The sequence below is a fragment of the Patescibacteria group bacterium genome (assembly GCA_034520665.1).
In the GTDB taxonomy this organism is placed as follows: domain Bacteria; phylum Patescibacteriota; class Patescibacteriia; order JAXHNJ01; family JAXHNJ01; genus JAXHNJ01.
Genome location: JAXHNJ010000001.1, coordinates 20,349 through 35,251, shown reverse-complemented (window position 1 = coordinate 35,251; position 14,903 = coordinate 20,349). Strand labels below are relative to the sequence as shown.

General features: G+C 33.4%; 10 protein-coding genes and 3 tRNA genes. 12 read left to right on the top strand and 1 reads right to left on the bottom strand.

What is annotated here, in order from left to right; translation table 11 throughout:
* The first annotated feature begins 18 nt into the window (after positions 1–18).
* The 12 genes from U5L76_00150 to U5L76_00095 all read left to right on the top strand — a co-directional run bounded on the left by U5L76_00150 (position 19) and on the right by U5L76_00095 (position 14,285).
* Positions 19–915, top strand: coding sequence for a M48 family metallopeptidase (locus U5L76_00150; GenBank protein MDZ7798011.1), 897 nt, complete (start codon positions 19–21; stop codon positions 913–915).
* Between the two features lie 287 nt (positions 916–1,202).
* On the top strand, positions 1,203–3,701 hold the full coding sequence (locus tag U5L76_00145; GenBank protein MDZ7798010.1) for an ATP-dependent Clp protease ATP-binding subunit: 2,499 nt from the start codon (positions 1,203–1,205) through the stop codon (positions 3,699–3,701).
* A gap of 59 nt (positions 3,702–3,760) precedes the next feature.
* On the top strand, positions 3,761–4,474 hold the full coding sequence (locus U5L76_00140) for a ComF family protein (protein MDZ7798009.1): 714 nt from the start codon (positions 3,761–3,763) through the stop codon (positions 4,472–4,474).
* Positions 4,475–4,799: 325 nt separating this feature from the next.
* A tRNA-Ser gene (locus U5L76_00135) sits at positions 4,800–4,891 on the top strand.
* A 55-nt stretch (positions 4,892–4,946) separates the two neighbouring features.
* Positions 4,947–5,108 (top strand): GIY-YIG nuclease family protein, encoded by a 162-nt coding sequence (locus U5L76_00130; protein MDZ7798008.1) that lies wholly within the window; start codon positions 4,947–4,949, stop codon positions 5,106–5,108.
* 146 nt (positions 5,109–5,254) lie between these two features.
* A tRNA-Ser gene (locus U5L76_00125) sits at positions 5,255–5,344 on the top strand.
* 497 nt (positions 5,345–5,841) lie between these two features.
* Positions 5,842–9,663 carry an aminotransferase class V-fold PLP-dependent enzyme gene (locus U5L76_00120; GenBank protein ID MDZ7798007.1) on the top strand — a complete coding sequence of 1,274 codons (3,822 nt, stop codon included), beginning with the start codon at positions 5,842–5,844 and terminating at the stop codon, positions 9,661–9,663.
* Positions 9,664–10,118: 455 nt separating this feature from the next.
* Positions 10,119–10,619 (top strand): hypothetical protein, encoded by a 501-nt coding sequence (locus U5L76_00115; protein MDZ7798006.1) that lies wholly within the window; start codon positions 10,119–10,121, stop codon positions 10,617–10,619.
* 26 nt (positions 10,620–10,645) lie between these two features.
* Positions 10,646–10,717 (top strand) — tRNA-Arg (locus U5L76_00110).
* Between the two features lie 51 nt (positions 10,718–10,768).
* Positions 10,769–11,590: a hypothetical protein gene (locus U5L76_00105; GenBank protein ID MDZ7798005.1), complete on the top strand. Its 822-nt coding sequence runs from the start codon at positions 10,769–10,771 to the stop codon at positions 11,588–11,590.
* Between the two features lie 53 nt (positions 11,591–11,643).
* Positions 11,644–13,716: an ATP-dependent DNA helicase RecG gene (recG, locus tag U5L76_00100; protein ID MDZ7798004.1), complete on the top strand. Its 2,073-nt coding sequence runs from the start codon at positions 11,644–11,646 to the stop codon at positions 13,714–13,716.
* A 293-nt stretch (positions 13,717–14,009) separates the two neighbouring features.
* The gene (locus tag U5L76_00095; GenBank protein ID MDZ7798003.1) at positions 14,010–14,285 is read left to right on the top strand and encodes a hypothetical protein; all 276 of its coding nucleotides are present in this window, start codon (positions 14,010–14,012) and stop codon (positions 14,283–14,285) included.
* Between the two features lie 106 nt (positions 14,286–14,391).
* Here the strand turns inward: U5L76_00095 and U5L76_00090 are convergent, their stop codons facing one another.
* On the bottom strand, positions 14,392–14,850 hold the full coding sequence (locus tag U5L76_00090) for a DsbA family protein (protein MDZ7798002.1): 459 nt from the start codon (positions 14,848–14,850) through the stop codon (positions 14,392–14,394).
* Between the last annotated feature and the right edge of the window lie 53 nt (positions 14,851–14,903).

The window sequence follows — 14,903 nt, the reverse complement described above, 5'->3', positions numbered from 1 at the left end:
CAGTTCTAAGTCAATATAATGACTACTTACGACATTATTAAAAGTAATAAAAGAAGAAGCTTTTTTTTAATAGCTGTTTTTGTTATTTTAGTTTTAGCGGTCGGCTATTTTGCCGGTTATTATATGGGTATCGGCTATACTGGTCTTTCCTTAGCTTTTGGTTTGGCTGTTTTTATGACCCTGCTTAGCTTTTTTCGGGGAGACTCAATCGCTCTCTGGACAGCTGGCGCCAAACCGATTGGAAAAAAAGATAATCCTTATGTTTATCGTCTGGTAGAAAACTTATGCATTACAGCCGGCCTGCCCCGGCCAGATATTTATATTATTGATGATCAGGCTCTGAACGCTTTTGCTACCGGCCGCGATCCTGACCACGCTTCTTTAGCTCTAACTTCGGGATTGGTTGATAAATTAGAAAATGAAGAATTAGAGGGGGTTATTGCTCATGAACTATCCCATATTAAAAATTATGATATTCGTTTAATGACCATAGTAATTGTTTTAGTGGGGACGATTATGCTTATTGGCCACTGGTTTATCCGCTTTCGAATTATTGGCGGGCGAAGGAATCGGAGTAGTGGTGGCGGCCGCCTAGGTGGTATTTTAATGATTGTCAGTTTAGTTTTTTTAATTCTTTCTCCCATTTTTGCCAAATTAATTCAGTTTGCTATTTCTAGAAAAAGGGAATATCTGGCTGATGCTTCCGGCTCTCTGATTACTCGCTATCCGGAAGGCTTAGCTAATGCTTTAGAAAAAATATCCCAATATAATAAGCCTATGAAAAAAGCTACTAGTGCTACCGCTCATCTTTTTATCTCTAACCCTTTTGGAGCCAAAGCTAAAAAAGGTTTTAAAAAGTTTTTCTCCACTCATCCGCCAGTTGAAAAAAGAATTAAAGCCTTAAGAAATATGTAAAATTAAATACTTCATTTTTTGACACGCCTCCGCGGCAAAGCCCCAATGCTTGGCCTTGGGAAAGGATAGCGGAGCCTAAATTATAAGTAAACTAATAATATGATAGGCTTCGGCGTGCAGGACTCAGCGCAGCCAAATCTTTATTAATGGTCAAGCTCCGAGGCCCCGCCTGCCAAAGTCTTGTGCGGCGGACCGGGAGGGCATCGGAGTATTTCTTTTTTCTTGACAGTAAGCAATCTATTAGTTATACTATAGTTTGCTAATTTATTTTTAAATCAATTTTAAATATGGATATCCCTATTCTACATAAATTAACTAAACATCTAAAAAAATCTCTAAAAACAGGGGCTAGTTTGGCCTGGCAAATGCGCCATAAACAAATAAATTTAGAACATTTGCTTTATGGCCTAGCTTCTAGTCGCGGCAGTATTTCTTATGATATTTTAAAAAAGATAAATCTAAAACCGGAAAATATAAAAGATCATATAGATAATACCATTAACCCTATTTCTGAAAAAGCATTAAAAAACGAGGATCTAAAATTTTCATCCCCGGCCAAAAAAGTATTGGAAAAAGCAGTCTTGCTGGCTAATAAATATAATCATAAATATGTCGGTACTGAACATCTCCTGATTTCTTTAATTGAATTAAACAATAAAAAAATAGAGGAGATTTTAATAAAAAATAGTATTAGTAAAAAAGAAATTAAAAAAAGAATTTCCTCTATATTAAAAAGTACTTCTAAATTTCCTGATTTAACCGGGTTTTTTGAAGAAAGTGAAGAAAAAGAAAAAGTGCCAGCCGCTCCCAAACCCAGTAAAACACCGGCTTTAGACTTTTTTGCCACTAATTTAACTGATGAAAAACTCCAGAAAAATATTGATCCGGTTATTGGCCGAGAAAAAGAAATAGAAAGGCTAATTCATATTTTATCGCGTCGTACAAAAAATAACCCCATTTTAATCGGCGATCCCGGAGTCGGTAAAACTGCTATTATAGAAGGTTTAGCTAAAAAAATAATTAAAGACGAAGTACCAGAAATACTCAAAGACAAAAAAATTCTCTCACTTGATTTAAGCCTAGTTATTGCCGGCACTGTTTATCGCGGTGAATTTGAAAGTCGCGTAAGACAACTGATTGAGGAAATAAAGTCAGATAAGCGTAATATACTTTTTATTGATGAAATACATAATATTATGGGCACTGGCAGTGCTTCTGGTTCAATGGATGCGGCTAATATTTTAAAACCGGCCTTAGCCAAGGGCCAAATCCGTACTATTGGCGCTACCACTATGGAGGAATACAAAAAAAATATCGAGTCTGATCCGGCTTTAGAGAGAAGATTTCAGTCTATTATTGTTCGTCAGTCTACACCAGAAGAAACTATTAAAATCCTTGAGGGCATTAAGGATAATTTTGAAAAATATCACCGTGTCACTATTACACCAAAAGCTATTCAGGCCGCGGTAAAACTCTCCAGCCGTTATATTCAAGATAAATTTCTGCCTGATAAAGCTATTGATTTGATTGATGAAGCCGCTTCTAAAATTAAAGTTAGTGTCAAACCCTCGCCTTTGCAAAAAAAGATAAGAAAAAAAGAGAAAGACTTAAAAAAGCTTATTCAAGAAAAGGCAAAAGCCGTCCAGATGGAAAACTTTAAGAAAGCTATTTATAAAAAAGAGGAGGAAAAAAATCTAAGAGCCAGCATTCATAAACTAATGGAAGAATTAGCCCAAAAAAATAAAAAGATGGTTGGCGAGATTAAAGAAAAAGACATAGCTGAAATAATTTCAAAAATAACCGGCGTGCCTTTATCTGAGTTAGTAAAATCTGAAAAAGAAAGACTAATCAATATGGAAAAAAAGATAGAGAAATTTATAGTCGGTCAGGACGAAGCTGTGAACAAAGTTTCTGATTTTATCCGTCGCTCCCGAGTCGGTCTTTCACACCCAAGGCGTCCCTTAGGTTCATTTATTTTTCTGGGTCCTTCTGGAGTCGGCAAAACAGAGCTAGCAAAGGTTTTAACCAGTATTGTATTTGAAGACGAAGAGGCTTTAATTCGCATTGATATGTCTGAATTTTCGGAAAAATTTAATACCTCAAAATTAATCGGAGCTCCGGCCGGCTATGTTGGCTACAAAGAATCGACTAAATTAACCGATCAGGTCAAAAGAAAGCCTTATTCCGTGGTACTTTTCGACGAAATAGAAAAAGCTCATCCGGACGTCTTTAATTTACTACTGCAGATTATGGAAGACGGCCATCTTACTGATAGTGTCGGCAAAAAAATTAACTTTAAAAATACCATTATTATAATGACCTCCAATATTGGCTTAGAAAACCTTAACCAGTTGGCTGATGTCGGATTTGAGTCTGATAAAAAAGATAAAGAAAAAGCCGAAAAAAATTACGAAAAAACTAAGGAGAATATTCTTAAAGATTTAAAAAAAGAATTTCGGCCAGAATTTTTAAACCGCGTCGATAAAATTATTGTTTTTAAGCCTCTGGATAAAAAAGCCGTGGAGAAAATTGTTAATCTGCAAATCCAGGAACTGGAAGAAAGATTAAAAGATAAAGGTATTACCTTAGACTTAAGTAGCCGAGCCAAAAAAGCTATGGCCAAAGAAGCTTTTTCTCCCGATGAAGGAGCCAGAGCCGTTAGAAAACTAATCCAGGAAAAAGTAGAAAATCCCTTGGCTCAAAAAATACTTGAAGGCCAAGTTGACATTTCTGATAAAGTAGCCGTAAAATTAAAAAAAGGTGAAATTAAATTAGAAAAAAAATAATTTTGGTGGCTTAGAGTAGAATTTTTAGCCTTAATTAATCATTAAGGCCAGACTTTTTTATGAAAAATAAATTAAGAAAAGCGGCCATATTTTTACTTGACCTTTTATTTCCGGTCACTTGTCTGGGTTGCGGAAAGGAAGGCCAATGGCTTTGTCAAACTTGTCTAAATCAAATAAAATTTAATAAAAAACAAGTTTGTCCAGTTTGCCGAAAACCTTCAAACCAAGGTCAAGTTTGTTTTATATGTCAAAAAAATATTAAACTAAAATCATTAGTAGTAATTTGTGATTATCAGGATCAAATAATAGAAAAGGCCATACATTCTTTAAAATATAAATACGCCCGAGACTTAAAAAAATTTTTTAACCTTATAATTAACTTCCACTTACAAAACAATGATTATAATTTTCTCAAAAATTCAGTTATTATTCCTATTCCTTTGCATAAAAAAAGAGAAAAGTGGCGAGGCTTTAATCAAGCCTTAATTATTGCCAAGGAACTTTCAAAAATTACTAATATATATTTATCCGAAAATTCCTTAAAAAGAACTAAAAATACAAAATCACAGATTAAGCTAAAAGCTAAACAAAGACAAAAAAACCTGGAAAATGCCTTTAAAGTAAGCCAAAAACTTGAAATTTTAGGTAAAACTGCTATTCTTATAGATGATGTTTACACTACCGGCGCTACTATGAATGAAGCCGCTAAAGCCTTAAAAAAAGCTGGAGCTAAAGATGTAAAAGGCTTGGTTATTGCTCGTAATAAAATATAAATCAGGGAGAGATGTACCAAATTGGTCCCGTCATCCCGCTATATAACGGGACAAGTTCGACGGAATAAATAAGGCCGCGGTTTAGTCTCCCGGCGGGACATCTCACGGTGTGAGACTAAACTTAAACTTTATTATGTTCTATGTTTATGTTTTAAAAATTAATAATAATGATCTTTATATTGACTAAACGAAACATATGTATCTAAAAAAGAGGCCACAAAGAGAAAATATCATTTAAAAACCGGTCAACAAAAAGAACTTTTAAAAAATAGATTGAGTAATTCCCTCAATTAAATATTAGAAATACCAATAGATTAAACTTTATGGAGAGGTGCGCCGAATTGGTAAGGCAGCAGTTTGCTAAACTGTAACGGTTTCAAAAGCCGTTTGTGGGTTCAAGTCCCACCCTCTCCGCCACAAACCAGAAAAGAATTTTTCGGTTCGTGGCAGACCAGAACCGAAACAAAGTTTTATGATTCTGGTCGCCAAAAAAAATATGTTATATTACGTTTATTATCTAAAAAGTATAAAATATCCTAAGCAAAGATATGTAGGTTATTCAACTAACCTAAACAAAAGATTTAAAGAACATAATCAAGGATTAAGTTTATCTACAAAGCCTTACCGGCCATGAGAGTTGATTTTTTATGAGGTTTTTAAAAATAAAGCTGATGCAAAAAGACAAGAAAAATACCTAAAAACAAGCAAGGGAAGAAAAGCCTTAAAATTGATGTTAAGAAATACTTTAAAATAAAGAGAGACGCACGATAAAAATAACCCGGTGGGATGGCAGAGTGGTCGAATGCACTGGTTTTGAAAACCAGAGTCTCTTAACGGGGACCGCAGGTTCGAATCCTGCTCCCACCGCCACGAACCAGAAAAGAATTTTTCGGTTCGTGGCAGACCAGAACCGAAACAAAGTTTTATGATTCTGGTCGCCAAAAAAAATATCTTATATTACGTTTATTATCTAAAAAGTATAAAATATCCTAAGCAAAGATATGTAGGTTATTCAACTAACCTAAACAAAAGATTTAAAGAACATAAGGATTAAGTTTGTCTACAAAACCTTACCGGCCATGAGAGTTGAATAAATTTAATAAGTTATATAATATCATTGATATTATGGACGATTTATCTAAAAAATTAGGTAAAAATTTAAAGGAAATTCGGACTAAAAAGGGAACATCTCAAGGGAATATTTCTCGTGCTTTAAATATGGACAGAGGGTATATCAGTAGTAGCCTTGAAAGCGGGCTAAGAAACCCCACTTTTTATTAACTATCAAAAAATTGACCAAAGCATTAGGTGTTTTACCTGATGAATTATTAAAATAAATTAATCCACAGGGTTAATTAAAATTTACTATGATTAAGAGAAAGGAAAATAATATAAACAGTCTTCACGAAGAAGCCATTAACTTAGAAAAGAGGGCAAAAACTTTAAAGAATAAAGGCCTTGCTGACACCTTACAGGAAGGCGCTGATTTGGAAGTGATTAGGGAAGGTCAAGAGAAAAAGGTTTCAGAAGATTTAACTGATACAGAAAAGAAAATTGAAAAAGAGACAGGTAAGGCTTACTATTTCAGTCCTGAACAAGAATTTAATACGAATGAATATATTAGTTTTTTGAAGGAGCGGGATTTGAAAATAGAAAAACAGGCTAAACAAAATTTGAAAGATATGAAATTTACAAGCCACGAAAAATTTGTTGAAGCACTTGAAGACGAGAAATATAAGCTGAAACATTTTTCAGTAATGTTTGTTAGTGCCCCGCATATTTCAGAAGGTGTTAGCGGAACATTCCCAGGCGAACCAACTCCTTTAATGTATGCAACTTCTGTTTTGGACAGATATGTCAGAACTGATACTTTCCCAGCAGAGAAAAGTCCTGAAATTTTATCAATGCAAAATCCCGCTGAGTATAGTGATGAATTTGTTAAAAATTTTGTTGAAGAAATAAAAGACAAAAAACCAAGAGCGGTTGGGATAAGCAACACTTCCGAAGGTCATTATTTTGCTATTGAGCTGGCTAAAATTGTTAAGCAATACTCCCCAGACACATTGGTTATTTTGGGCGGTTCTCATGAAGATGGGACAAATCACGAAGCGTATTTTAACCCAAGTATTAGAGAAAAACTTGGTTTAACAGATGAACAAAAAAAGACACTTGAAAAACAATCAACTTTAAGCAAGGAGCAGGAAAAAGAGTTAATTGATATTTTAGTTGCTGGCGACGGGCAATATGCCCTGACAGAAATTTTTAAGTTTATTGCTAATAATACAGATAAAAAAAATCAGGAAATAATTGACGAAATAATAAAAAATAAAGATATTTTTCAAAATGTGGAAGGGTCTGGCAATATCTTTGTCAAAGATAAGAAAGACAAAGTTAATTCAATTTCTTTGTCAGGCAACCCAGTTGACTGGAATAAATTGCCTTTTATGTTTAGAGGTAGATTGACCACAGAAAATAAGTTTCCTGTTTTTGGTGATAAAAAAACAGCTCAAGTTATGACCCAAATAATGTGTAAATACGCTTGCAGTTTTTGTATGGAGTCACTCTTGTCAAATAAAGATAAACAACCATCACTTTACAAATTATGTAAAGACAGACCAACTCCAGAGCGAGCATTAAAAGAAATTGAAATTCTAATTAAAGATTATGGATACGAAGCAGTATTTTTTGATGACTCGACTTTTACTCAAAAACCAAAAAGAACAGAAAAATTATTGGATGGGATAATTGATTTACAAAAAGAAGAAGCTTCTTTTGAATGGGGCTGTCAAACAACTTTTATTGATATTCCAAATAAAGAATTTATTGATAAGATGAAAGAATCGGGTTGTTCCTATATTTATTTTGGCTTTGAACAATTAGAAGAAGCTATATCTAAAGGTGGTAAAAAAATTAAATTAGAAAAAGTTGAAAATGTATTGGATTGGTGCAAAGAGGCTGGCATAAAAGTAGGGGTTTCTCTTCAGTTCGGATTAGAAGGTATAGGAAGCTATCAGCAGACTATTGATTATATTTCAGAGTTAAAATCTCAAGGTTTAATATCTAAAAATTCTGTTGGTATAAATATAAATACTGCCTATCCAGGAACACAAGAGTGGTTGGAGTTGTCCAAAAAGGGAGTGCTTCCAGATTTTAGCCAAAAACTTAAAAGACATCCTCGTTTTGAGTCGGCTCATCATCTGTCTAATTTAAATATCCCGAAAGTAAATGAGATATATGCTTATGCTCGTAAAAAATTAGGTAAGGGCTTGATAGGAGTAGAATTTGACAGCCAAGAAATTCAACAACATCTTGAAAAATATAGGCAGGAATTTGAAGAAGATTTTTATTTTAATTGGGATTATTATCAAGAATATCTTGATGGAGAAAGAGAAGCGCTACACTTAAACCACGCTTCTATTACCAACAGACCAAAAGAAATTGAAAAGATGTTAGCAGAGGCAAAAGATGTGTCTGAAAATCAAAAAGAACAATTATTTGAACAAGCGAGAGAAAAAGCAGCTGAATTGGTGGGGGTTAAACCAGAAGCAGTTGTTTTTGGCAGAAATACAACCGAGGCAATGAAATTAGTTTCTTGGTTGGTAGGACTTAAAAAAGGCGATAAAGTTCTATTATCAAACGCTGAAAACAAATCAATTGTTAGGTTGTTTGAAGCTAACATTGACCACGGCAACCCTGAAGGTAAAGACCCTTGGTCAGCTTACCCAACCTTTTACAAGAAGAGGGGTAAAAAATACGGTAAAATAGTTGATGAGTTAACAGGAATTAAGACAGATATAATTGATGTTGTTAATAAAGATTTAAAAACAATCTATAAAAATATAGAAAACGGTTTAACTCCAGATACAAAATGTTTTGTTATTAGTCAGGTTATTCGTGATACAGGTATTGAATTGCCAGTAAAAGATATTATTGAATTTGTGAGAAAGAAAAAACAAGAACTTAATCCTAAAGACCCAGATATTTTTGTAATGATTGATGGGGCACAGGCATTAGGCAATGTTTCAGAAGTAAAGTTTGATGACATAGGTTGCGACGCATATTTTGGCACTCCTCATAAAACAATGGCCAGCACCCCATTAGGATTAGGATATTTTAATCCTGATAGCCCTAAAGTTAAAAAGAATTTGTTCAAATTAAATAAATTACACTGGCAGGATGAGCAGGTTATTTTGAAGTACATGTTTGATGATAAACTAGAGATACATCCGAATACAGATATTGAAGATGAGATTGATTGTGTTGACGCTTTTGGCTTTAATAATGCTATCCAGACTTTAGAGGAGAAAGGCTACGAAAATGGAAATTTTGAAAAGGTAACACAAGAACGCCAAGAACTTAAAGATTATTTTAGAGATAAAATTCATCAAATTGCTGAACAGGAAGGTTTAACTTTGTACGAAGTTGAAGGAGGAACATCATTTATTTATTCTTTTAGTGTTTCAGGAGTTGATAATAAAGAGTTTGCACAAAAGTTAGCTGATAAAGGCATTTACCTGTCTTATATAGACCGAACAAAAATTCAGAAAAAAGATTTGCAATGGCACGGAAACGGGGTAATCAGAGCTTCATTTAGTATTGATAACAAAAAAGAAGAAATTGATAATTATTTGCCTAAAATTCAAGAGGCATTACAAGAAGTTGTCCAGACTGAGTTTACGACTTTTGAAGAAAAGGCAGAGCAAGAAGTATTATTCAAAAAACCAGAAAATGTTTATGCTATGTTTGAATGGTTGAAAGAGAAGACCAAATCGCCAATTGTCAAAATTGCCACAACCGCTGCAATGATATTGACTATTTTAATTAGTTCAGAGTTATTAAAACAAAAAGAAGGTAAAGAAATAATAGCTGATAAAAGCTTCCTTAAATCAAAAACCGAACAATTTGAAAAATATCAAAAAATATATCATCACTATAGAGGGCTATTTGAACGAGACGGTTTTCAGCATCAGGTTGTTCAGCAAATGGGAATGTCGGAGTTAGAGATGGATAAATATAAATTACTTGTTAATTTAACTGACGAAGATGAATTAAATAAATTATTAAAGGACGACATTGATATTCAATTAGCTTCAAGTTTTGGATACAACGAAGTAGAAAAAGACCAAATGGAAAAAGTATATCAGCAGACAAAAAATAAAAAGTTAGAAAAGTTAATTCAGTTGATCTAGGAAAAAATAAAGTCGTTTCCGCATCCCGCTCAAGCAGGATTACAAATCAAGAAATGGTCAAGAAAGAAGAAAGAAAATTTAATCAAAGGTAAAAAAACTTAATACCTTTTTAAAACACAATTATTTATCGAGGGTAACCCCGAGTGGCTTAAATAATACAAACAAACAGCGGTTTTAACGGATTCGTCGTTGTTTTTTTATTTTATTAAGGTAATTTTTTTTATCTTTATAGTTTAATCTACTTTTTAAATTCGCTAGCCGTTCACGCTTTTCGTCTAGACTACCCTCTTTTAAGAGATATTTTGCGTATTTTGCGAATATTCACTTCAACTTCTCCGAGCCATTTCTTTGTTTTTAAACCCCAATCTACGTACCTCAAAACACTAACTTGAAAAATCCCCTAAAAAAACCTATAATTAGAGTATAATTTAAATAATAAACGGAGGAAAAAATATATGGCTGAAGAAAAAAAAGAAATCCCTGATCGGGGTAAAACCTTACTTTCATGGGATTTTTCAGAATATGACATACCTAATCGGGGAAAATTATGGTATGTTTCTACTTTATTAATATCGGCGGCTATTTTAGTGTGGTCAATCTTTACCGGTAATTATCTCTTTACCCTGGTTATTATTCTGGTGGGTATTATTTTTGTTTTCCAAAACCGTAAAAAACCAAAAATTCTTGAGTGCCGCATTAAAGAAGATGGTATAGAAACTGGCACTAGCTTCTATGACTACAATGATATTAAAAAATTCTGGATTGTTTACCGCCCTCCTGAAACAAAAGTGCTTTATATCGATTTTAAAAGCTCACTTAAACCAACCCTGCCTATTTCTCTGGAAAAACAAAACCCACTTGAAGTCAGAAAAGTGTTAAAAAAATATATTGAAGAAGATTTAGAAAAGGAAGAAGAGCCAGCTTCAGATCAAATTAGCCGTTCACTTAAGATTTAGATTAATTATAAGATATCTTTACTTTTGCCCTCGTCGTTCAACGGATAGGACGTAGGATTGCGGATCCTAAAATAGAGGTTCAATTCCTCTCGAGGGCATGGGTAAGGATAATTTTTTATTTTTAAAATTAATTATGCTATCATATAAACATGGATAATTTTTATAAAGAGCCAAAAATATTTTCTGAAAATCAACAAGGTTTTAAAACTGGTTTTATTGCCGCCATTGTTATAATTATTTCTTTATTAATAATTTTCGCTGGTTTAACTAAAGCTGCTATTATAGATAATTTTCTTAATATACCTTTATTAGAACCAAATTCATCTAGTATCGATACCAGAAAATCTGACTCTTTAAATACTAATACAAGGGGTTATCCAGTTATAACTTCTTATAGTATTGAAGATATTGGCTCTCCTGTAGAAAAACCAGTAATTTATCTTTACCCAGAAAAAGAAACTCAAATAGAAATAAATATAGATTTCCCCGGAAAAATATTCGCATCAAATCCCGAATATCAAAATGGCTGGCATGTGATAGCAAAACCTAGTGGGGAAATATTAAATCTAATAAATAATAAAAAATACAACTATCTTTTCTGGGAAGGACAATACCAGAACAAGATCGCCTACGATCTTTCACAAGGCTTTATTGTAAAAGGAAAAAATACAAAATTATTCTTCCAAAAAAGTTTAAAAGATATGGGCCTTATTGACCAAGAAATAAAAGAATTTATCGAATATTGGCTACCACGTATGCAAAACAATAAATTTAACCTTATTCATTTTGCTACGGCAGAAGAATATCATAATCGAGTTAAATTAAATATTTTACCAAAACCGGATTCAGTACAAAGAATTATTATGGTTTACAAAGCCTTAGAAGACCCAATAAAAATTACACCTCAATTAATAAAAAACTTCGAAAGAATAGGATTTACTGTAATCGAATGGGGTGGCATCGAATTATAAAGTAACTCTTAAAAATACTGTTGATAATTTTAGTATTTTTATTGAATAGATCTATGATCAAAGCTAATTCTGATTTTACAGAAATTCCTACTGTCGGACCAACCACAGCCCGACGGCTAAAAAGTCTTGGCTTAAATAAAGTACAAGACCTTCTTTTTTATTTTCCTAATAGATACCAGGATTTTTCCGAAATAACCCCTATCAAAGACATTAAGCCGGAAGAAGTTTATACTATCAGAGGTACCTTACAACTTATAAAAAGCCGGCGCAGCTGGAAAAAGCGTCGTCTGACTATTACTGAAGCTATGGTTAAAGATAAGACTGCTTCTATTAAAATAATTTGGTTTAATCAGCCTTATCTAAAGAAAATACTTAATCCCGGAGATGAAATTATTCTTTCGGGTAAGGTTAAAATGCAGGAATTAACTTTGGAATTCTTAGCTCCTTCTTTTGAAAAAGTAAAAAAAGAACAAACCCACACCGGCCGTATAGTACCGGTTTATCCCTTAACTAGCGGACTTTCTCAAAGACAAATAAGATTTTTTATAAAAACTGCACTAACTTTGCGTAAAAAAATTAAAGAAACCCTGCCTGAAAGAATTACCAAAAAATACCAGCTAATGCCTTTGCCAGAAGCTATAAAACAAATTCATTTTCCTGATTCTTTTGAAAAGTTAGAAAAGGCTTCAAAGAGACTTAAATTTGGCGAGCTTTTTTATATTCAGATACAATCACTGCAAAATAAAAGATTTATTAAACAAACTCGTGCTCCGGTTATAAATTATAAAGATAAATATATTGATGATTTTAAAAATAACCTGCCTTTTAAACTAACCAAGGCTCAGGAAAAAGCAAGTCAGGAAATTATTAAAGATCTTAAAAAAGGTAACCCCATGAACAGGCTTTTAGAAGGAGACGTAGGCTCTGGAAAAACAGTAGTGGCCCTAATGGCTGCTTTTCTAGCCATTAAAAATGGCTTTCAAGTGGCTTTTATGGCTCCGACAGAAATACTGGCCCGGCAGCATTATTTAAAAATAAAAAATATATTAAAAACTTTTAACTTCTCTCTGGGGCTTTTAACCAGTAAACTGATAAAAATTAACGATGAGGAATTATCAAAAAAGAAAGCCAGTACTATAATAAAAAAAGGTGGCGTGAATATAGTTATTGGCACTCATTCTATAATCCAGGAAAAAATTAGTTTTCACAATTTAGCTTTTGTGGTGGTTGATGAACAGCACCGTTTCGGAGTTGAGCAAAGAAAAGCCCTAAGAGACAAATCCTCAAAAAAACATGATTTAGCGCCACATTTACTCTCAATGACCGCCACCCCCATTCCTCGCTCGCTGGCTCTAACTGTCTACGCTGACCTTGACCTTTCTATAATTGACCAAATGCCTCAGGGCCGTAAAAAAATAAAAACTGAAGTGATTGAACCGGAAAAAAGAAAAAAAACTTACAAGTTTATTAAAGAAGAAATTAAAAATGGAAACCAGGTTTTTGTAGTCTGTCCTTTAATCGAACCTTCGGATAAACTAGGTGTAAAATCTGTTAAAGAGGAATATGAGAAAATAGCTAAAGATATTTTTCCAGATTTTAAAGTGGCCAGGCTCCACGGTAAAATGAAAACCCAAGAAAAAGAAAAAATTATGGATCAAATGAAAAATAAAGCCATAGATATCCTAGTTTCCACCTCAGTTATTGAAGTCGGCATAGATATTCCTGACGCCACGGTCATGATGATTGAAGGAGCTGAAAGATTTGGTTTGGCTCAACTGCATCAGTTTCGGGGGCGAGTGGGGCGCAGTGAAAAACAATCTTTTTGCTTTGTTTTTACAGAAAGTGAATCACCCAAAAATCTAAAAAGACTGGAGGCTTTAGAAAAATCTCAAGATGGTTTTAAATTAGCTGAATATGACTTAAAAATGCGCGGTCCCGGTGTGTTAACCGGTGCCCAACAATCTGGTTTGCCCGATTTCAAAATGGCCACTTTGGCAGACGTAGATATTATTAAAATGGCACGTGAAGCAGCCCAAGATTTAACTAAAAAAGATCCGGCCTTGAAAAAATATTATAAAATTAAGCAAAAGGCCGAGAATTTATATAAAGACACACATTGGGAATAAGCCAAGCTCTTGACAAATATTAAAATTTTAGATAGTATTTATTATTATAGGCACTTTAAGTACACACGAGGGAGCGCTTCCGCTCATAAATAACTAAAGTCTTAAACAGGTAAAGATTGATCCTCTCGCCTGTTTAAAAGACTATTTATAAAAAAAGTGCTCCCTCTTTAATTTTTTCAATTAATTAATTATTTCTTGGTCTAGTTGACTTAAAAACAAAAAAAGGAGGTGAATTAATTGAAATATAAAACCATAAATTAGCTAAGTTTGTCTGTTTAAAGAGAGGATCAAAGATGTGTGTCTACACAAATAATCTCTGTTCTTTACTGGGAGTTAACAACGCCAGTCAGATTATACATCGCAACGGAGAAAAAACATTATTAGAAGAAATCCGGAAATTTTCAAAAAAGGAAGGATTCAAAAAACATCTTGAAAGAAACAGCAGTGGCTTAATCAACTGGGCCCGGCAATGGGCTGAGCATGAAAATCACTCCAAGTTAAGAAATGAGGTTATTAAAATAATTGGGGATGTTAATCCCGAAATTAAAAAACATCTACAGACAAACTAGTACTTTCACCAGGGTGGTTCAGCCGAACCACCCTTCTTTTTTTATAGATTAAAAAAAATCTTATTTAAAAAAAAGATCTTTTTATATTATTTGGCTTAATTAATTTTTAAAGCAATGAATCAATAATATCTTTGAGTTCCTCCTCTTCAATTAACTCAGTTATTTCATAATTATTTACAAAGAAATGAGGCGTGCCCTGAACACCTAAACTTGTTCCTTCCTCTATATCTTTCTGAATTAAAGCTAGGGTTTCATTATTATTAACACATTGAATAAATTCATCAGTGTCCAAATCTAAGCCAGAAGCTAAGGGTACATATAAGTCATCAGTTAGTTTTTTTTGGTTTTGAAAAAGTAGATCGTGCATCTGCCAAAATTTATCCTGCTTCTGAGCGCAACGGGCCGCCTTAGCCGCGTTTAAAGATTGATCATGAATTTGATGAAGCGGAAAATCCTTCCAGACAATAGCTATCTCTCCTTCATATTCATCATTTAAATTACGAAAAATATCGGCCAACTCTCTGCAATAAGGACACTGAAAATCCCCATATTGAATTATTACCACTTCATTACTTTTTTCCCTATAATGGGGTTTTCTGATTTAATTTTCGGAAAACT